A 20,044-nucleotide genomic window follows, 5' to 3' on the forward strand; every position below is an offset into this window, starting at 1 on the left:
CGACCGGATGCCGCGGCGCGCTGCCGCGGCATCCGTCACCGAACCGCACACAAGGAGAAAGACAGCATCATGGCTGAGATCTACTACGACAAGGACGCCGACCTCTCGCTCATCCAGGGCAAGAAGGTCGCCGTCATCGGCTACGGCTCGCAGGGCCACGCGCACGCGCAGAACCTCCGTGACTCCGGTGTCGAGGTCGTCATCGGCCTCAAGGAGGGCTCGAAGTCGACGCCGAAGGCCGAAGAGGCCGGCTTCCGCGTGCTCAGCGTCGCCGACGCATCCGCCTGGGCCGACGTGATCGTGATCCTCGCGCCCGACCAGTTCCAGCGCCACATCTACGCCGAGTCCGTCAAGGACAACCTCGCCGAGGGCAAGACCCTCGTCTTCGGCCACGGCTTCAACATCCGCTTCGGGTACATCGAGGCGCCCGAGGGCGTCGACGTGATCCTCGTCGCACCGAAGGCCCCCGGCCACACCGTGCGTCGCGAGTTCGTCGCCGGCCGCGGCATCCCCGACATCATCGCAGTCGAGCAGGACGCCTCGGGCACCGCTTGGGACCTCGCCAAGTCGTACGCCAAGGCCATCGGCGGCACCCGCGCCGGCGTCATCAAGACGACCTTCACCGAAGAGACCGAGACCGACCTGTTCGGCGAGCAGTCCGTGCTCTGCGGTGGCGTCTCGCAGCTCGTGCAGTACGGCTTCGAGACCCTCACCGAGGCCGGCTACCAGCCGCAGATCGCCTACTTCGAGGTGCTCCACGAGCTGAAGCTCATCGTCGACCTCATGTGGGAGGGCGGCATCGCCAAGCAGCGCTGGTCGGTCTCCGACACGGCCGAGTACGGCGACTACGTCTCCGGCCCCCGCGTCATCGACCCGAGCGTCAAGGAGAACATGAAGGCCGTGCTCGACGACATCCAGTCGGGTGCCTTCGCGAAGCGCTTCATCGCCGACCAGGACGCCGGAGCCCCCGAGTTCCTCGCGCTCCGCGCCAAGGGCGAGCAGCACCCCATCGAGGTCACCGGCCGCGAGCTGCGCGCGCTCTTCGCGTGGAACTCGTCGGACGACGACTACGTGGACGGCGAGGTCGCTCGCTGACGCGAGCGGACCTGCCGCCCTCTCCGTGACCGGTGTTCATGCCGCGCCGCGCAAGCGGCGGCGCTGACGGCGAGGTCGCTCGCTGACGCGAGCGGACCTTCCGCCCTCTCCGTGACCGGTGTTCATGCCGCGCCGCGCACGCGGCGGCGCTGACGGCGAGGTCGCTCGCTGACGCGAGTCCCACAGCACCACCCGCGAACGGCGGGGTCGGCTTCGGCCGGCCCCGCCGTTCGGCGTCCGGCCGTCGTCCCGCGTTCACACGACACTTCGGTGCAGGTCGCCGCTCGTTCATCCGCTGACGCGAGCGTGAGGGTGTGCGACGCGGAACACGCCAGGTGCGAACCCCACACACCCTGCCGACGGCCTCGGTCATCGGCATCCTCATCGCCTCCGCACTGCTCGGTGCGCTCCCACCGCAGGTCGCGCAGGCGGTCGAGCCCGCTTCGGGCGCGGCGTCCGACGTCGTCATCGACGAGCTCGCGAACGGCGACGGCGCCGACGGCGCGTTCAGCTTCTTCGAGCTGCGCAACGCGGGCGATGTCGCCGTCGACCTGCGCGGATGGAACGTGTTCCGCTGCAGCGCCGAGGGCCTGCGTGCGAATGTCGGCCGGCCGGAGGCGGTGCTGGACGACGTCCTGCTGGAGCCGGGCGAGCGCTTCACGGTCGCGCGCGTCGGCGCGCAGCTTCCCGACGGGCGCACGGCCGACGCCCGGTTCACGCAGCCCTACGATCGCAGCGGCTTCGGGCTGATCCTCGTCGGCCCCGACGGTCGCCGCATGGACGCGGTCGGCGTGTACCCGAGCGACCCCGCGCCCGTCGCGAGCGAGTGCACCGAGGGTGCGAACCTGCCCGAGACGCTCGCATTCACGTCGGCTCCGGGGGAGAGCTGGCAGCGGGTCGCGCGAACGGGCGACGTCGTCGCGGACTTCGTGCGCGCGACGGCGACGCCGGGCGGGGCGAACGTCGCACGGGCCGAGCGGCCGGTCGCGGCATCCGTTCGCATCGACGAGGTGGCCGCAGCCGGGCCTGCCGGTTCGGGCGACGACCTCGTCGAGCTGGGGAACCCGGGCGATACCGCGGTCGAGGTCGGCGGGTGGTCGGTGTTCCGCTGCACCGCCGCAGGGACGGCGTCGCGCGAGACCCGCCAGTACACGTTCCCGGCCGGACACCGGATCGCGGCGGGCGGGCGGTTCGTGATCGGCGGCCCCGGGTTCACCCGGCGTGCGGGCGAGCCCGAGCCAGACGTGCGCGCCGCGACCTCGCTTGCCGACACCACGTTCGGCGTGCTGCTGGCGGATGCCTCGGGGCGCCGCATCGATCAGGTGAGCGTCTCGAACGGGCCGGACACGGCCTGCCAGCTCGACGCCTCGAAGCTGGAGTCGGTGCTCGACGCCAGGGCGGGCGAGTCGTGGCAGCGCGTCGCCGACCCCGTGGCGGGCGGCGCCAGGTTCGTGATCGCGCCGCGGACCCCGGGCGAGGCCAACGCGACGTCGGAGCGCAGCGTCTTCCGCACCCCGTTCGCGTACGACGGTCGGCCGGGCATCGCGGTGAGCGAACTGGCCGACGACCCGAGCTCGATCGAGGGGGCGACGCAGCAGAACTTCGTGGAGCTCGGCAACTACGGCGACGCCACGGCCGATCTCAGCGGCTGGCGGCTCGTGCAGTGCGGCGTCGACGGGGCGCGCGAGCAGGCGACCCTCGTGACGATCGCCGACGGCACCCGTCTCGCGCCGGGCGAGGCATGGACCGCGGCCCTCGACGGAACGGAGGCCGCGGCATCCGCCGATGCGCGCTTCGCGACGGCGTTCGACTTCCTCGGCACGGGGGTCTGGGTCGAGGACGCCGGCGGGCGGCGGGTCGACAGCGTCGGCGTGTACCTCGCGAACGAGATGGACGAGCCGAACGAGCGCCGGAGCCCGTGCACGAAGGGGGTCTCGCTCACGACGTTCCAGCCCGATCGGCTGCGCGGCGAGACCTACCAGCGCAGTCGGTTCACCGGAACGGATGCGGGCGACTTCGTCGTCAAGGGCGCCACACCGGGAACCATCGACCGGGCGGAGTGGGTCGAGGCCGCCGTGCTCGCGCAGGAGGCCGCGGCAGGGCTCGCGGCCACGCTCGGGCGGGAGCGCGAGGACGCGGCGGTTCGGCTCGTCGGCCGGGATGCCTCCACCCGCGTCGGCCTCGACGCCTCGACCGGCGGCGGCGGCACCGCGCGGGCCCGTCGGCTCGTCGGCGACGGTGCCGGGGCGATCGTCCTCGAGGCGGCGCGCGGTGCGACCGAGGGCGGCGGGCTCGTCGAGCATCGCGCCTCGGGCGAGGTTCCGCTGCCGACGCCGGATGCGGCGACGGGTGGAGCAGCCGGCCTCGCGGCCTCCGACGACGCGTTCGCGTTCCCGTACCTCCGCCTCGTCCTCGACGCCACCGATCCGGACCTCGCCGACGGCGGCGTCGTCTCGTGGACGGGTCACGGCGCCGGTCGTGCCGAACTCGCGCTCTCGGTGCGGGACCCCGATGCCGACGTCTGGCGCAGGCTCGACGCCCGGTCGGGCGCGGACGGCTCCACGGTGACGCTGTCGGGCCGGGTGCGTGCGGGAGAGACGTCCGGAGGCCGCGTGGAGCTGCTCGTGCAGAGCGCGCCCAGGCGCGCCGATGCGGCCCGGCACGGCGCCGACGGCGCGTTCGAGGACCCGGACGACTACGACCTCGCCATCAGCCACATCACCGACACGCAGTACCTCAGCGAGGCCTACCCCGAGGTGTACGCCGACGTCGTCGGGTGGATCGCAGCCAACGCCGACTCGCGCAAGATCGCGTTCGCGACGCACACGGGCGACCTCGTGCAGAACTGGGTCGATCCTGGCCAGCGCGAGGATCGCGCCCGTCGCGAGTTCGCGGTCGCGTCGACGATGCAGGCCGTGCTCGATGACGCCGGCGTCCCGAACAGCGTGCTGCCCGGCAACCACGACAACAAGCGCGGCGCGAGCAACGACCTGTTCAACGAGTACTTCGGGCCTTCGCGATACTCGGGGCGGCCGTGGTACGCCGGGTCGATCGCCCCGGACGACAACAGCGGAAACTTCAGCACCTTCGAGCGCGACGGCGCTCGGTTCCTCATGCTCTCGCTGCCGTACGCCTACGGGGAGCGCGAACTCGACTGGGCCGAGGGCGTCGTCGCCGGGCACCCCGCGTACAACGTCATCGTCTCGACGCACGAGCATGTGACCCCCGAGCTCGCGGATGTCTCGGCCGGCCGCTCGACCGGGTCGCGCTGGCTCTCGCGGGGCGGCGAGCTCTGGAGCCGCGTGATCGCGCCGAACCGCAACGTCATCGCCGTGCTCTCGGGGCACTTCCACGGCCTCGGCCGGATCGTGACCGAGGACGCCGGAGGCCTCGACGGCCACACGGTCGTCGAGATGCTCGCCGACTATCAGGAGTTCCGCACGCACACGGGGGAGCGGGCGACCGGGTTCCAGCGGCTGCTGCAGCTCGACCTCGGCGGGGGGAGGATCTCGGTCGACACGATCTCGTCGACCCTCGACGCCGCGGCGAGCCATCCGTACGACTACGAGCAGTTCCGACCGGAGGACGGATCGGAGGGCACGCCGTCGAACTCGCGGCCGTGGCGGATCCTGGCCGACGGACTGCAGGATCGCTACACCGCCGAGGACGACGACTTCTCGGTCGACGTGACCTTCCAGTACCCGAAGCTCGTCGAGACGGAGGCGCTGCTGGTCGCCGGGTGACGGGGCGCCGGCCCGTGCGAGAACTGTGCGGGCAGCACTCTGGACGCCCCACCGGCCCGGTGGTATACAGATCCCGCACATCCGGACCAGGGGGGTCGTCATGCGCATTCGAAGGGACATCGCGGGGCTGACGGTGGGCGATCGGGCCACCGCCGAGACCGGCACGTGGCATCCGATCATGGACGCCTACGCGAGGGGCGTCGAGCGCATGAAGGCGAGGGATGCCGCCGGCCCGCCGCGACCCGATTCGTGGATGTGGGCGGCGAACACGCACGGCGTCGACCAGTTCACGCAGCGCCGCCCGGCGTGGGCGCAGTGCACGCACGCGTCGCTCTTCTTCCTGCCGTGGCACCGGGCCTACCTCGCCTGGTTCGAGCGGAGCATCCGCGACGCCTCGGGCGACGACGACTGGGCACTCCCGTACTGGGACTATTCGGCTCCGGGGTCGACGCGGCGCCTGGCGGTCGAGTTCACCGTCGAGCAGCGCACCGTCGACGGCGAGCTCGTCGACAATCCGCTGTTCTCCCCGGCCCGTGCGTCGCAGCCGATCCCCGCCGACAGCGCGGACATCGTCGAGGCGCTCGCCCAGCCGCACTACCTGCTCGAGCGCGAGCCGGGCTTCGGAGGTGCACTGCCCGACCAGTTCTTCGGCACGGTCGAGGACCGCCCGCACAACTACGTGCACATGGCGATCGGCGGGGTCATGCGCTCGCCCGCGACGGCCGGGCGCGATCCGGTGTTCTGGCTGCACCACGCGAACATCGATCGCCTCTGGGAGGTGTGGCTCTCGCTCGAGGGCTCGGTGCGCCTGACGGATGCTGCAGACACGCCACCCGAGCTGCGGTCGGCCTGGGACTCGTCGACGTTCTGGTTCGGCGACGAGCAGCGGCCGAAGACCTACGCCATGGCGGCGGTCGAGGATCTCGCGAGCGAGCCGATGGACTACGAGTATGAGTCCGTCGTGCTCGCCGACGTGCTCGCCGACGAGGTCGCCGAACGACGTGCGGCGATCATCGCCGCGCGGGGAGGGGGGCTCGGCTTGGACGAGGCGCAGAAATGGCAGCCGGTGGCCGCGACCTTCGATCTCGCGTCGGGGGAGGAACGCGAGATCCCGTTCGAGGGCGGCGGACTCTCGCTCGACGAGGCGGCCCCGACCCGGCTCATGCTCGAGCTCGCCGGCGCGACCGCGCATGAGCCGCATGCGGCGTACGACGTCGAGATCCGTTCGACGCCCGACGCCGAGGCCCATCTCGTCCGCGGCTTCTCGACGTTCGGCCTCGCCGGCACGCCCGACGACGAGGTGCGCAACTACCTCGTCGACGCCTCGCCCGTGCTGCCCGACCTGCTCGCCGAAGGATGGACCGGCGGGGCGCTCACCGTGCGGCTGCTGCCAGCGGCGGAGGCCGCGGGCGATGGCGAAGGCGAAGGCGATGGCGGCGCCGACGAGCGTGCGATCTCGGTCGCCCAGGTCACCGTGTACGTGCAGTCGCCATGAGCCTGCTGACGGGTCGCACCCTCGGATCGCGGCGCCGGACCGGTCGCTCCAACGGCACGCGGGTGGGCGATGCCCTGCCCGTGCTCTCGGGGGCGGCCTGGGCGGTGCTCCTGCTCGGCGCGTTGCCGATCCCGGGACCGCCCGGCGCGGGTTCCGGCTCGCACGGCGGGGCGCACGGGCTCGGGGCCGTCGACCCGCTCGGCTCGGCCACGGGCCCAGCGACGGACGCCGCGGCATCCGTCGCCGTCACGCCGGCGTGGATCGCGGGCTGGCTGCTCATGGTCGTCGCGATGATGTGGCCCCTGCTCGTGCCGCTCGCGAACCGCATCGCCGGCGGATCGTTCCCGAGCTGGCGGATCGGGCTCCCGATCGTCGCGATCGCCGTCTCGACCATGCTCTGGCTCGCGTTCGGGGTCGTCGCGGGCGCGTTCGCCCAGCTCGCGGCGATCCCGGCCGGCAGCCTCTGGTGGCAGCTCGCCGCGTTCACGGTCGCGGGCCTCGCGCGCTGGTCGGCCCGGCGTGCCCGACTGCTGACGCGCTGCGCCGTCACGCCGCCGATCGCGCCCGGCGGCGGTCGCGGCATCCGCACCGCCGCCCGTGCCGGGGCCGTCGAGTGGCGTCGCTGCGCGATCCTCTGCGGACCGCTCATGCTCGCGATGGTGCCGGGCCACAGCGTCGTCGTGCTCGCCGCCGCGAGCCTGTCGGTCTGGTGGGAGGCGCGCCATCCCCGTGCGTGGCGCGACCCCGTGCCGCTCGCGCTCATCGTCGTCGCCGGCATCGGCGCCGTCGGCTCGACCCTGCTGGGCGGGTGAGGGCATGGCACGGAGGGGGCCGATCGCGACGGTGTCGCTGCTCATCCAGGACGGCTCGGTCGACCTCGGCGTGATCGACGGCGAGCAGGCGCCCATCCGCGAGAACCGGGAGCTCGCCCTGCCGGATGACGCGAACGACCGCTTCCTCGACGGTCCGGCCTGCCGCAGGCTCGCGGTCGTCGACTTCGACCCCGAGACCGGGATGCCGCTGCCGCCGCCCGCCCGATTCGAGCCGACCCGCGACGGCGGCCTCGACGGGACGTACCCCGTCGACGACGCCCAAGATTCGGCCGCCGCGCTCGCCGTGAACGCGTTCGGCATCGCGTTCCGGACGATCCGCATGTTCGAGGGGCCCGACGCGCTCGGGCGCCGCGTGACGTGGGCGTTCGGCGGTGAACAGCTCCTCATCGTGCCGCGCGCGGGGGAGCGGGCGAACGCGGCGTACGACCGGAAGACGCGCAGCCTGGCGTTCTCGTCGTTCACGGGCGCGAACGGCGAACGGGTGCACACGGCGCTCAGCCGGGACATCGTCGCCCACGAGTGCGGGCATGCGCTGCTCGACGCCGTGCAGCCCTCGCTCACCGATCGGCCGACGCGCGAGTCGATCGCGATCCACGAGGCGGTCGCCGACGTGATCGCCGTGCTCATGGCCCTCGAAAGCGACCGGCTCCGCTCGAGCGTGCTCGCGCGGAGCGGCAACCGCATCGACGAGCACAACGCCTTCAGCTCCATCGCCGAGCAGTTCGGCGTGTCCAAGCCGGGCCCGGGCGGCGCCGCACGGCACGCGCTGCGCGAGCTCGCGAACGAGACGACGCTCGCCGCGCTCGCCGGGGCCGGTTCGCACGAGCTCAGTACCCTGCTCTCGGCGATCTACTACGACACGTTGCGCGAGATCTTCGAGGCGCGGTTCGCGAAGGAGCGCCGCGTGCGCCACGACGGCCGCCACCTGCGGACCGCGGCCCAGGCGGCGAACCGCGCGCTCGGCACGGCCCACCTGATCTTCCGCAGGTTCGTGCTGCGCGGCATCGATTACCTGCCGCCGGGCGACCTGGGGTTCGCGGACATCGGGCGGGCCGCCTTCGCCGCCGATCGCGCGGTCGACGGGGCGACCGGCCGCCGGGCGAGCGCCGAGGTGCGGCGGCGGCGCGACGCGTTCGCCACGCGGTTCGTCGCCCGCGGCATCGTCGGCGCGGAGGCGCAGCTGCACGGGCGCCGGCCGAGCGCCCTCGACGTGCCGCCCGCGCAGCTCGAGGTGCTCCGCGACCTCGACTACGCGGCCTACGAGTACGTCGCCGGTCACCGTCGGGCGATCGGGATTCCGGCGGGCATGCCGTTCACCGTGCTCCCGCGCATCGACGCGACGAAGCGCGTCGGGCCGGCCGACGTGGCGCCGCAGCGCGAGCTGCTCGTGAAGATCGCCTGGGACCGACCGCCGGAACCGCGCGACGACGGCGCGCGGGGGAGCGTCGTTCCGGTCGGCGCGACGGTGAGCCTGCGCTGGACCGACGGACGCTGCCTGGCCCTCGTGCGGAGCATGGCAGCCGAGCGCGGCGGCCCGGCCCGCGGGGCGGAGTCCGCCGCCGTCGAGACGCCGGTCGAGGCCCTCGGTGCGGATGCCGCGGCCGCCCACGTGCACGGTGCGCCGCCGGCCGGGCGGGCCGCCCCGGCACGTTCGACCGGCCCACGCCCGCTCACCGCGCCGCCGCCGGGCGTGGATCCGGGCGCCTTCTTCGACCTCCTCCGCGCCCGCTCGACGCTCGGCCGCGGATGACCGGATGACCGTTCACCGGTCCGCTACGGTGTCATGGTGCCGAATCAGCTGCAGGTCGAGATCGCCGTCCAGGATGTCGCGGGGGTCCGCATCGCCCTCGAGGAGGGCGCCGCCCGCGTCGAGCTCTGCCAGGCCCTCGGCCTCGGTGGGCTGACGCCGTCGGCCGGGCTGATCGAGGCGGCCGTCGCCGCATCCGCCGCCGCGTCGGCGCCGGGGTTCGTGCACGTGCTCGTGCGGCCCAGAGGCGGTGGATTCGTCTACGATGCCGACGAACTCGACACGGTCGTGCGCGACATCCGCCTGGCCCGTTCCCTCGGTGCCGGCGGCGTGGTCGTCGGCGCCCTGACCGAGAACGGAGCCCTCGACGAGGCCGCGATCGCGGCGTTCGTCGTCGCGGCCGACGGCATCGACGTGACCGTGCACCGCGCGGTCGACGCGAGTGCCGACCCCGTCGCCTCCGTGCTCGCGCTCGCGGGGCACGGCGTCCGCCGCGTGCTCACCTCGGGCGGCGGCGTCGACTGCCGCACGGGCCTGCCCGCGCTCGAGCGCATGGTCGCCGAGGTCGACGGCCGGCTCGAGATCATGTCGGGCGGCGGCGTGCACGTGACCGACATCGCCGATCTCGCCGCCGTCGGCGTCGACGCGGTGCACCTCTCGGCGAGGGGGCGCGACGAGCGCGGCGGGCCGAGCGGCCCCGGCGGAGGCGTCGACGGATTCGACGTCACGGATGCCGCGATCGTGCGCGCCGCGGTGGCGGCCGCCCGCGCGGCCTGAACCGGCGTGCGGCGCCGGAGTCGACGGTGCGGCCGGCCCTCCGCCCGTCGGTAGGCTGGACGGCATGACGCGCGAGACCGACGACGACGCCCTGCGCTGGGAGGGCGACGACGATCCGACGCTCGCACCCGGATGGAAGACGGTCGGCCCGGCCGTCGCGGCGCCGACCGGCGGGTCGGGATCCGACGCGGCATCCGTCATCCCCGAGGCCACCGAGGAGCCCGAGGCCGCCGAGGCCGCCGACGTCGATGGCGACGGCGATGGCGATGGCGACGACGGGGCGGTCTCCGACGGCGACGAGCAGACCACGGCGGCAGGCCAGACCGGCTCCGTCGAGCTCGTCGTGCTCGGCATCCTCGCGGGCGTCTACCTGCTCTACACGATCGGCTGGCTCATCACCGCGTTGCGCACCTCGGTGCCCGGCGTGAGCATCGTGAGCGATGCGATGTACGCGCTGGGGCTCTGGCTCGCCGTGCTCGCGGCGCCGAGCTGGTTCGCGCTCTCCCTGCGCGCCGGCGGGCGCCGGTCCCGCCTGGTGTGGCTCGTCGTCGGGGCCATCGTGCTCGCGCCGCTGCCGTTCATCCTGGGGGTCACCGCATGAGCACCGTTCCCGTCGCACCCGAACCCGGCGTCCCCGCATCGACGGATGCCGCAGCCGCTCCCTCCGCCGACGCCGCGACGCGCGGCCGCTCGCTGCCGACCTGGCTCGACGTGAGCCTCGCCGTGCTGTTCGGCCTCTTCTACGCGTACGACGTGTGGGAGGTCGTCGAGTCGATCGTGCAGCTCCTCGGACTGGGGCTCTCGTTCAGCGGCGGCGGCTGGGCCGTGATGATCGCGGCCCTCGTCGCGCCCCTCGTGTGCTTCGCCGCCGCGTTCGCGCTCGGCCGTCGTCGCGGGGTGCTCGCGCGCATCGCGCTCTACGTCACGGGTCTCTGCGTCTCGGCGGTGCTGTTCCTCAGCCTGACCGTGCTGCTCGGGCAGATCGGCGGGGTCGTCGTCTGACCGCCTCCCGACCGTCGTCCGACACCGTGTCCGGCCGTGCGTCGTCATACGGACGAAACACGGGTCGCGCCTGAAGTAGGCTGAGCGGGTTGCGCCCCCGACGGCGTGTGGCGCATCCCACCCAACACAGTGCTGCGCCTTCGTGCGCGCAAGACCCGAAGGAACCATTCGTGTCAAAGCCGGTCGTGCTGATCGCCGAAGAACTCTCGCCCGCCACCGTCGACGCCCTCGGGCCCGACTTCGACGTCCGCAACGTCGACGGCACCGACCGGGCGGCGCTGCTGTCCGCGCTCTCCGACGCCAACGCGATCCTGGTGCGCTCCGCGACCAAGGTCGACGCCGAGGCGATCGCCGCGGCGCCCAAGCTGAAGGTCATCGCCCGCGCGGGCGTCGGCCTCGACAATGTCGACATCAAGTCGGCGACGACCGCGGGCGTCATGGTCGTCAACGCGCCCACGTCGAACATCATCTCCGCGGCGGAGCTCACGGTCGGTCACATCCTGAGCCTCGCGCGCCACATCCCGGCGGCGCACTCTGCGCTCGCCCAGGGGGAGTGGAAGCGCTCGCACTACACCGGCACCGAGCTCTACGAGAAGACCGTGGGCATCATCGGGCTCGGCCGCATCGGCGCGCTCATCACGGCCCGCCTGCAGGCGTTCGGGGTCGAGGTCATCGCGTACGACCCCTACATCACGGCTGCTCGTGCGCAGCAGCTCGGGGTGCAGACCGTCTCGCTCGACGAACTGCTCGAGCGCAGCGACTTCATCACGATCCACATGCCGAAGACCCCCGAGACGACCGGCATGATCTCGACCGAGCAGCTCGCGAAGATGAAGCCGTCGGCCTACATCGTGAACGTCGCACGTGGCGGGCTCATCGACGAGGAGGCCCTGCACGAGGCCCTCGTCGCCGGCACGATCGCGGGCGCCGGCCTCGACGTGTTCGTCACCGAGCCGCCGCGCGAGTCGCCCCTGCTCGGCCTGCCGAACGTCATCGTCACCCCGCACCTCGGCGCGTCCACCGACGAGGCGCAGGAGAAGGCGGGCATCTCGGTCGCCAAGTCGGTGCGCCTCGCGCTCGCCGGCGAGCTCGTGCCCGACGCGGTCAACGTCGCGGGCGGCGTCATCGACCCCTACGTGCGCCCCGGCATCCCGCTCGTCGAGAAGCTCGGCCAGCTCTTCTCCGGCCTCGCGCAGGGTGCGCTCACGAGCCTCGACGTCGAGGTGCACGGCGAGCTCTCCGAGTACGACGTCAAGGTCCTGAAGCTCGCGGCCCTGAAGGGCGTGTTCACGAACGTCGTGAGCGAGTCCGTCTCGTACGTCAACGCACCGCTGCTCGCCGAGCAGCGCGGCATCGACGTGCGACTGATCGTCGACGCCGAGTCGGCCGAGTTCCGCAACGTCATCACGCTGAGCGGTGCGCTCGCCGACGGCCGCCAGGTCTCGGTGTCGGGCACGCTGACCGGCACGAAGCAGGTCGAGAAGCTCGTCGGCATCAACGGCTACGAGCTCGAGGTGCCGATCGCCGACATCCACATCGTCATGGAGTACGCCGACCGCCCCGGCATCGTCGCGGTCTACGGCCGCGAGTTCGGCGAGGCCGGCATCAACATCGCGGGCATGCAGATCGCGCGTCGCGAGGCCGGCGGCAGCGCCCTCAGCGTGCTCACGGTCGACTCTCCCGTGCCCGCCGACGTGCTCGAGCGCGTGCGCGAGGCGATCGACGCCTCGGTGTTCGTCGAGATCGACATCACCGAGTAGGCACGAGCCTCAACCACGCGGATGCCGCGTGCGACCCGATCGCGGTCGCACGCGGCATCCGTCGTCTCAGCGGGTCGGCCGGCGCGCGCCGCGTGGGCGAGGCTTGACGCCGCGCGGAGCGCGCGGGCGGGCACGGCCTGACCCGGGCGGCGGCGCGAAGGCGAGTCAGCGCCCGGTGGCGGCGAGCCGCTCGAGCAGGGCGACGAGCGCGTCCATCTGCTCGGGGCTGAAGGAGCCGGCGGTCGAGGCGTCGTCGACCGCTTCGGCGCGCAGGGCGGAGTGGTAGTACAGGCCGTCGCCGATGAGGGTGATCGCGATGGCGAGCGCCGGATCGTCGACGTGGCGGCCGAGTTCGACGAGCCAGCGCTCGCGCACCTCCTCGATGGCGCGTCCGGCATCGCGGTCGCCGCCCTGGGCGAGGCGCACGGTGGTGATGAAGCTGCGGTCGAGGGCGGTCTCGATCTCGAGCGACGACCGCACGAAGTACGCGATCGGGCCCTCGGGCGCTTGGTCGATGCGGGCGACGTCGTCGTCGACGAGGCGGTGCAGGCGCTCGATGAGGCCCGCGATGAGGGCCTGGCGCGAGCCGAAGTGGTAGAGCAGCCCGCCCTTCGAGACGCCGGCCTCGCGGGCCGTCGCGTCGAGGGTCGCGGCACGTTCGCCGTCGGCGATGATCAGCCGTTCGAAGGCGTCGAGGACCGCTTCGCGGGCGGCGGGTGGACGGCTCATGACCCCATTGTGGCGGAGAACGAGCGTGGGGCCGGTGATGACAGGCTTCGCGACATCCTGTTACTATACCAACTGGACGGTACAGTAATCGTCCCTTGACACAGAACGAGCGAACGCATGACCGAGAACACCACGACCCCCGAGCAGATCGACCGCCACGAGCCCGCAGCCCATGCGGCGACCACGTCGCGCGCCCCGCGCCGCGCCTGGTTCGCCCTCGCCGTGCTCATGCTCCCGGTGCTGCTCGTGTCGATCGACAACACGGTCCTGAGCTTCGCCCTGCCCGAGATCTCGCTCGCGCTCGAGCCGACGGCGGCGCAGCAGCTCTGGATCATCGACGCCTACCCGCTCGTGCTCGCGGGGCTGCTCGTGGCCATGGGCAGCGCGGGCGACCGCTTCGGCCGCCGCCGCATGCTGCTCATCGGCTCGGTCGGCTTCGCCCTCGTCTCGATCGGCGCGGCCTTCGCGCCGACCGCCGAGGCCCTCATCGCCGCTCGCGCCGCGCTCGGCTTCTTCGGCGCGATGCTCATGCCCTCGACGCTGTCGCTGCTGCGCACGGTCTTCACCGACCGCGAGCAGCGTCGTCTCGCGATCGCGATCTGGGCGACGGGCTTCGCCGCCGGCAGCGCATTCGGCCCGATCGTCGGCGGCCTGCTGCTCGAGCACTTCGCGTGGGGCTCCGTCTTCCTGCTCGCGGTGCCCGTGCTCGTGCCGCTCATGATCCTCGTGCCCCTGCTCATCCCCGAGAGCCGCGACCCGAACCCGGGCCGCATCGACGTCGTCAGCATCGTGCTGTCGCTCGCGGCCATGGTGCCGATCGTGTTCGGCATCAAGTCGATCGCGACCGACGGACTCGGCGGCATCGGCGTGCAGGCGATCCTGTTCGGCGCGTTCTGCGCGATCTGGTTCGTGCGGCGTCAGTTGCGGAGCGAGTCGCCGATGCTCGACGTGCGCCTCTTCACGAAGGGGTCCTTCGGCGGCGCGGTGCTCGTGAACCTGTTCAGCGTCATCGCGCTCGTCGGCTTCCTCTACTTCGTGTCGCAGCACCTGCAGCTGATCGCGGGGCTCAGCCCGGTCAGCGCCGGCCTCGCACTGCTGCCCGGCCTCATCGCGATGATCATCGCCGGCCTCGCCGTCGTGCCGGTCGCCAGGCGGGTGCGGCCGCGCGTGCTCGTGCCGATCGCGCTCTCACTGTCGGCCGCGGGCTACCTCGTGATCGCGCTGATGACGGATGCCTCGTCGATCGCCCCGATCGTGGTCGCGTTCGTGCTGCTCGGCATCGGCATCGGGGCCGCCGAGACCGTCTCGAACGAGCTCATCCTCTCGAGCGCGCCGCCCGAGAAGGCCGGCGCCGCCTCGGCGGTCTCCGAGACGGCCTACGAGCTCGGCGCGGTGCTCGGCACCGCGGTGCTCGGCAGCATCCTCGCGGCGCACTACCGGTCGGCGCTCGCGCTCCCGGCGTCGCTCACCGATGCCCAGGCGGATGCCGCGCGCGAGACGCTCGCCGGCACGACCGCGGTCGCCGGCCAGCTGCCGACCGGCGTCGCCGAAGACCTGCTGGCCTCGGCCGCCGCGGCGTTCGACGGAGGCGTGGTGCTGACCTCGCTCATCGGCGTCGGCCTCATGCTCGTCGCGGCGGTGATCGCGGCGGTCACGCTGCGCAACCCGACCGCCGCGCGCGACTGACCGACGATCGGTCGGCAGCGCGGCTCGAGGGCAGCGCGAACGGGGTCCACGACGCATCGCGTCGCGGACCCCGGATCAGTCGTCGCGCCCTCAGTACGCCGTCGAGTCGGGCGCGCTCGTCTCGTCGCGCCGGACCTGCGTGCCGGTGGCCGGATCGACGCTCGTCTGCGACGTCGAGATCGTGCGGCGGCGCCGGGCCAGCAGGACGATGCCGAGGATGACGACCAGGGCACCGGCTCCCATGAGGATGTAGCCGACCGTGCTGAGGTCGATCCAGTCGAGCGAGACCTCGACCGCGAAGGCGAGGATCGCGCCGATGACGAACAGGACGATTCCGAGTCCGATGCTCACGTGTACCTCCAACCATGCGGGGCGGCCGGATGCCGCGCCCGAGCAGGGGCCGCGAGGCCCCGTACGTCGTCAGGCTAGCCGCGTGAGCCACTACGCTGGGAGGGCTGGCGCACGAAGGGACGTTCATGGTACGCACGGTCAAGCTCGCGGTCATTCCTGGTGACGGAATCGGTCCGGAGGTGGTCTCCGAGGCGCTGAAGGCGCTCGAAGCGGCGGTGCGGGGCACCGATCTGGCCATCGAGCAGACGCCGTACTCGCTGGGAGCCGCACGCTATCTCGAGACCGGCGACGTCCTGACCGACGACGACCTCGGCGCCATCAAGCAGCACGACGCGATCCTGCTCGGCGCCGTCGGCGGCACGCCGGGCGACCCCCGCCTGGCCGGCGCGAACATCGAGCGCGGCCTGCTGCTGAAGCTCCGCTTCGAGCTCGACCACTACGTCAACCTTCGCCCGACCGTGCTGCACCCGGGCGTCGTGAGCCCGCTCTCCCACCCCGGCGAGGTCGACTTCGTCGTCGTGCGCGAGGGCACCGAGGGGCCGTACGTCGGCAACGGCGGGGCGATCCGCGCGGGCACGCCGGCCGAGGTCGCCAACGAGGTGTCGGTGAACACGGCCTACGGCGTCGAGCGCGTGGTGCGCTACGCGTTCGCGGCGGCATCCGCGCGCCCGCGCAAGAAGCTCACGCTCGTGCACAAGACCAACGTGCTCGTGTTCGCGGGCTCCCTCTGGAAGCGCACGGTCGACGCCGTCGCGGCCGAGTTCCCCGAGGTCGCCGTCGACTACCTGCACGTCGACGCGGCGACGATCTTCCTCGTCACGGATCCTGCTAGATTCGACGTCATCGTCACGGACAACCTCTTCGGCGACATCCTGACCGATCTGGCCGGCGCGATCAGCGGCGGCATCGGGCTCGCAGCCTCGGGCAACATCAACCCCGACGGCCGATTCCCCAGCATGTTCGAGCCGGTTCACGGTTCCGCACCCGACATCGCCGGGAAGGGCATCGCCGACCCCACCGCGGCGATCCTCTCCGTCGCACTCCTGCTCCGCCACCTGGGCGAAGCGGATGCCGCGGCCGGGGTCGAGCGTGCGGTCGCCGCTGACATCGCCGAGCGCGGCGACGCGACCCGTTCGACCTCCCAGGTCGGCGACGCGATCGCCGACCGCATCGGCTCACTCGACTGACTCATCGATCGAAGGACCCATCATGACGATCAACCTCCCGCTCCAGGCTCCGTCTCCCGCAGGGCTCATCTGGCAGACCGTGCGCAACGAGCAGGCGAAGTCGCCAGAGGCTCGCGCCGAGATCCTCGCCGACCCCGGCTTCGGCAACCACTTCACCGACCACATGGTCGACGTGTGCTGGTCCGAGAAGGGCGGCTGGCACCGTCCGCGCGTCACGCCCTACGGCCCGATCCCGCTCGACCCGGCCGCCGCGGTGCTGCACTACGCGCAGGAGATCTTCGAGGGCATGAAGGCCTACCGCCACGCCGACGGCTCGATCCGCACGTTCCGCCCGTACGAGAACGCGGCCCGCATGCAGCGCTCGGCCAGGCGCCTCGCGCTGCCCGAGCTGCCGAGCGAGATCTTCATCGAGTCGCTGAAGAAGCTCATCGCCGTCGACGCCGACTGGGTGCCGGGAGCGCCCGAGACGAGCCTGTACCTGCGGCCGTTCATGTTCGCGAAGGAGGCGTTCCTGGGCGTGCGTCCGGCGAAGAAGGTCGCGTACTACGTGATCGCGAGCCCCGCCGCCGCGTACTTCCCGGGCGGCGTCGCCCCCGTGAACATCTGGCTGTCGACGACCTACGCCAGGGCCGGCAAAGGCGGCACCGGTGCGGCGAAGACCGGCGGCAACTACGCGTCCAGCCTGCTGCCGCAGGCCGAGGCCTACGAGAAGGGCTGCCAGCAGGTCGCCTTCCTCGACGACGAGGGCAACCTCGAGGAGCTCGGCGGCATGAACGTCGTGATCGTCAAGCGCGACGGCACGCTCGTCACCCCCGAGTCCGACTCGATCCTCGAGGGCATCACGCGCGACTCGATCCTGCAGCTCGCGGCCGATCGCGGCCACGCGGTCGAGCGACGCCACGTGCCGATCAGCGAGTGGCGCGCCGGTGTCGAGTCCGGCGAGATCGTGGGCGCGTTCGCCTGCGGCACCGCCGCGGTGGTCGTGCCGATCGGGCGCCTGCTCGCCGACGACTTCGAGATCGTGCACGCGCACGCCGAGGCATCCGACCTCGCACTCTCGCTGCGCGAGGAGCTGACCGACATCCAGTACGGACGTCGTGAAGACCGCCACGGCTGGATGCTGCGCCTCGACGCGTGAGCGAACCCGTCATCGACGACGCGGCGGCCGGGTCCTGGCGGATCCGGCCGTTCGCGGTCGCGGACACCGAGGCGGTCGTCGCCCTCTGGCGCGCGGCCGGTCTCGTGGTGCCCTGGAACGACCCGTACCTCGACATCGCGCGCAAGCTGACGGTGCAGCCCGAGCTGTTCCTCGTGGGGGAGTCCGACGGCATGCCGATCGCGACCGCGATGATCGGCTACGACGGGCACCGCGGATGGGTGAACTACCTCGCGGTCGACGGCTCCCATCGCGGCGAGGGCCTCGGCGCGAGCCTCATGGCCGAGGCGGAGCGCCTGCTCGCCGAGCTCGGGTGTCCGAAGCTCAACCTGCAGGTGCGCTCGACGAACACCGGCGTCATCGCGTTCTACCGCAGCCTCGGCTACCAGGTCGACGAGGTGGCGAGCCTCGGCAAGCGGCTCATCCCCGACGCCTGAGGTCCCGTGTCAAGACCACCTCCGTCGGTCCCCTTTTCAGGACCACGCCCGTCATGTGCGCAATATGCAGCCATGACCGGTGTGGTCCTGAAAAGGGAGACGCGGGCACAGGGCTCGGCGAAGATGCGCGGCATGCGCGGCAGCCGCGGCGGCCCGCGGCAGCCGGGGTCGCCCGGCCGGTCGCACCGCCGCCGGTAGGCTGGTCGCATGAAGATCGCGCGCTTCTCGCATGGTGAGTCCATCTCGTTCGGCATCCTCGACGAGGAGGAGGACGAGCTCGTCGTGCTGAAGGCCGACCCCATGTACGCGGGCTACGAGCCCACGGGCCAGCGCGTCGCCCTCGCCGACGCGACCCTGCTCGCGCCGGTCATCCCGCGGTCCAAGGTCGTCGCGGTCGGGAAGAACTATCGCGAGCACGCGGCCGAGATGGGCGGCGAGGCGCCGAGCGAACCGCTGCTGTTCCTGAAGCCGAACACCTCGGTCATCGGCACGGCCGACATCATCGTGCTGCCGCAGCAGAGCGAGCAGGTCGAGCACGAGGGCGAACTCGCGGTCGTCATCGGTCGCGTCGCGAAGAACGTCTCCGAGGCGGATGCCGCGGGCGTGATCTTCGGCTACACGGTCGCGAACGACGTGACGGCGCGCGACCTGCAGCGTCGTGACGGCCAGTGGTCGCGAGCCAAGGGCTTCGACACCTTCTGCCCGCTCGGGCCGGTCATCGACACCGAGCTCGACCTCGAGGAGGGCATCATCCAGACCCGGGTGAACGGCGAGGTGCGCCAGCAGGGAGCCCTCTCCGACATGGTGCACTCGATTCCGGCGATCATCGCCTACGCGTCGAGCGTGTTCACCCTGCTGCCGGGCGACGTGATCCTCACGGGCACGCCGGCCGGGGTCGGGCCGCTCGTCGACGGCGACGTCGTCGAGGTGACGGTGTCTGGTCTGGGCACCCTCACGAACACCGCCCGCCGCATGTAGCCCAGGTCACGCCCGGCCGAGCACGCCCGCCCGGTCGGGGCGCAGGGCACGCACGGCGAGGTCGACGTCGTCGTCGTCGTTCCAGACGTGGAAGGCGACGCGTGCGCGTCCGGCGCGCCCCGACGCGGTGATGCCGGCGGCGGTGAGGGCGGCGAGGTCGTCGCCGTCGGCATCGGTCCACGTCACGATCGCGCTGTCGGACGTCGCGAGCTCGAGCCGGCGGCGGAATGCGTTTGCGAGCCCCACGTCGTGCGCCTGCACCGCGGCCATGTCGAGGGAGGCCGCCAGCTCGAGCGCCGCCTCCGCGCCCGCCCACGCGTGCCAGGCGGGGGAGACGTCGAACCGCGTGGCATCCGCCGCGAGGTGCAGCTCCGGCCCGTAGCAGGAGGTCCAGGGGTCGGCGCCCGAGTACCAGCCGGCGGTGATCGGCGTGAGTTCGGCGAGCGCGCGGTCCGAGAATGCGGCGAACGCGGCGCCGCGCGGTGCGCCGAGCCACTTGTACGCGTGGCAGATCATGAGGTCGGCCTCGAGGTCGGTGGTCGGCATCCACCCGGTCGCCTGCGTGGTGTCGAGCAGCAGGAGTGCGGCGGCTGCCCTCGCCGAGGACGTGACGGCGCCCGCGTCGACGATCTCCCCGGTCGCGGACTGCACGAGCGACGTCGAGACGAGCCACGTCGCCGGCGTGATCTCGTCGGCGAGCACGTGCAACGGCACATGGCGGACGTGGAGGTCGCCGCGCGCGAGGAACGGCGCGACGATGGACGAGAAGTCGCCCTCGACGCAGAGCACCTCGGCGCCTGCGGGTGCGGATGCCGCCGCCAGGGCGGTGAAGACCGAGGCCTGCGAGCCGGTGGCGACCTGGTCGGGGCGTGCGCCGAGGAGCGTCGCGGCGTGGCCGCGGGCGCGCTCGAGGGAGGCGGAGTATCCGGCGGCGTTCGCCGTGCCCGACGCCCAGGCGTCGAGGTCGCGGCGCACCGCGGCGCGCGTGACGTCCGCGGGCAGGCCCAGCGTGCAGGCGGCGAGGTAGCCGCGGCCGGACGGGTATCGAGCGCGTTCCTGGTGCATGCC

At 72.5% G+C, this 20,044-nt stretch carries 17 protein-coding genes; 14 read left to right on the forward strand and 3 right to left on the reverse strand.

The window, feature by feature from the left end:
- The first annotated feature begins 69 nt into the window (after positions 1-69).
- The 9 genes from ilvC (at position 70) to serA (ending at position 12,452) form a co-directional block, all read left to right on the forward strand.
- On the forward strand, positions 70-1,095 hold the full coding sequence (gene ilvC / locus ABIC29_RS06690; protein WP_354243788.1) for a ketol-acid reductoisomerase: 1,026 nt from the start codon (positions 70-72) through the stop codon (positions 1,093-1,095).
- A 335-nt stretch (positions 1,096-1,430) separates the two neighbouring features.
- The gene (locus ABIC29_RS06695) at positions 1,431-4,838 is read left to right on the forward strand and encodes a lamin tail domain-containing protein (protein WP_354243791.1); all 3,408 of its coding nucleotides are present in this window, start codon (positions 1,431-1,433) and stop codon (positions 4,836-4,838) included.
- A gap of 100 nt (positions 4,839-4,938) precedes the next feature.
- Positions 4,939-6,333, forward strand: coding sequence for a tyrosinase family protein (locus tag ABIC29_RS06700; RefSeq protein ID WP_354243794.1), 1,395 nt, complete (start codon positions 4,939-4,941; stop codon positions 6,331-6,333).
- Entirely contained in the window at positions 6,330-7,145 is an 816-nt protein-coding gene (locus ABIC29_RS06705; protein ID WP_354243797.1) for a copper chaperone, read from the forward strand. The genes ABIC29_RS06700 and ABIC29_RS06705 overlap by 4 nt, the downstream gene beginning before the upstream one ends.
- Positions 7,146-7,149: 4 nt before the next feature.
- Positions 7,150-8,916: a gluzincin family metallopeptidase gene (locus ABIC29_RS06710; protein WP_354243799.1), complete on the forward strand. Its 1,767-nt coding sequence runs from the start codon at positions 7,150-7,152 to the stop codon at positions 8,914-8,916.
- 33 nt (positions 8,917-8,949) lie between these two features.
- Positions 8,950-9,690: a copper homeostasis protein CutC gene (locus tag ABIC29_RS06715; RefSeq protein WP_354243802.1), complete on the forward strand. Its 741-nt coding sequence runs from the start codon at positions 8,950-8,952 to the stop codon at positions 9,688-9,690.
- A gap of 64 nt (positions 9,691-9,754) precedes the next feature.
- Complete coding sequence (locus ABIC29_RS06720) at positions 9,755-10,291, forward strand: DNA polymerase III subunit gamma/tau (protein ID WP_354243804.1); 537 nt, start codon at positions 9,755-9,757, stop codon at positions 10,289-10,291.
- Positions 10,288-10,692, forward strand: coding sequence for a bacitracin resistance protein (locus ABIC29_RS06725; protein ID WP_116081434.1), 405 nt, complete (start codon positions 10,288-10,290; stop codon positions 10,690-10,692). The genes ABIC29_RS06720 and ABIC29_RS06725 overlap by 4 nt, the downstream gene beginning before the upstream one ends.
- Positions 10,693-10,862: 170 nt before the next feature.
- Positions 10,863-12,452, forward strand: a complete 1,590-nt coding sequence (gene serA, locus ABIC29_RS06730) for a phosphoglycerate dehydrogenase (RefSeq protein WP_116081435.1) — start codon at positions 10,863-10,865, stop codon at positions 12,450-12,452.
- Positions 12,453-12,617: 165 nt separating this feature from the next.
- On the opposite strand, the gene ABIC29_RS06735 is transcribed toward serA, so the two are convergent.
- Positions 12,618-13,181 (reverse strand): TetR/AcrR family transcriptional regulator, encoded by a 564-nt coding sequence (locus ABIC29_RS06735; RefSeq protein ID WP_116081436.1) that lies wholly within the window; start codon positions 13,179-13,181, stop codon positions 12,618-12,620.
- A gap of 117 nt (positions 13,182-13,298) precedes the next feature.
- Between ABIC29_RS06735 and ABIC29_RS06740 the strand changes: the two genes are divergently transcribed.
- Entirely contained in the window at positions 13,299-14,867 is a 1,569-nt protein-coding gene (locus tag ABIC29_RS06740) for an MFS transporter (protein ID WP_116081437.1), read from the forward strand.
- 90 nt (positions 14,868-14,957) lie between these two features.
- On the opposite strand, the gene ABIC29_RS06745 is transcribed toward ABIC29_RS06740, so the two are convergent.
- On the reverse strand, positions 14,958-15,218 hold the full coding sequence (locus tag ABIC29_RS06745) for a DUF6458 family protein (RefSeq protein WP_116081438.1): 261 nt from the start codon (positions 15,216-15,218) through the stop codon (positions 14,958-14,960).
- A gap of 125 nt (positions 15,219-15,343) precedes the next feature.
- On the opposite strand from ABIC29_RS06745, the gene ABIC29_RS06750 reads away from it, so the two are divergent.
- The 4 genes from ABIC29_RS06750 to ABIC29_RS06765 all read left to right on the forward strand — a co-directional run bounded on the left by ABIC29_RS06750 (position 15,344) and on the right by ABIC29_RS06765 (position 18,976).
- On the forward strand, positions 15,344-16,405 hold the full coding sequence (locus tag ABIC29_RS06750) for a 3-isopropylmalate dehydrogenase (protein ID WP_354243808.1): 1,062 nt from the start codon (positions 15,344-15,346) through the stop codon (positions 16,403-16,405).
- Positions 16,406-16,427: 22 nt separating this feature from the next.
- Positions 16,428-17,543 (forward strand): branched-chain amino acid aminotransferase, encoded by a 1,116-nt coding sequence (locus ABIC29_RS06755; RefSeq protein ID WP_116081440.1) that lies wholly within the window; start codon positions 16,428-16,430, stop codon positions 17,541-17,543.
- Positions 17,540-17,998 carry a GNAT family acetyltransferase gene (locus ABIC29_RS06760; RefSeq protein WP_354243811.1) on the forward strand — a complete coding sequence of 153 codons (459 nt, stop codon included), beginning with the start codon at positions 17,540-17,542 and terminating at the stop codon, positions 17,996-17,998. The genes ABIC29_RS06755 and ABIC29_RS06760 overlap by 4 nt, the downstream gene beginning before the upstream one ends.
- A gap of 207 nt (positions 17,999-18,205) precedes the next feature.
- The gene (locus ABIC29_RS06765; protein ID WP_116081441.1) at positions 18,206-18,976 is read left to right on the forward strand and encodes a fumarylacetoacetate hydrolase family protein; all 771 of its coding nucleotides are present in this window, start codon (positions 18,206-18,208) and stop codon (positions 18,974-18,976) included.
- A 6-nt stretch (positions 18,977-18,982) separates the two neighbouring features.
- Here the strand turns inward: ABIC29_RS06765 and ABIC29_RS06770 are convergent, their stop codons facing one another.
- Positions 18,983-20,041: an aminotransferase class V-fold PLP-dependent enzyme gene (locus ABIC29_RS06770; RefSeq protein WP_116081442.1), complete on the reverse strand. Its 1,059-nt coding sequence runs from the start codon at positions 20,039-20,041 to the stop codon at positions 18,983-18,985.
- Positions 20,042-20,044: the final 3 nt, after the last annotated feature.

This window comes from Agromyces sp. PvR057, assembly GCF_040547485.1.
In the GTDB taxonomy this organism is placed as follows: Bacteria; Actinomycetota; Actinomycetes; order Actinomycetales; family Microbacteriaceae; genus Agromyces.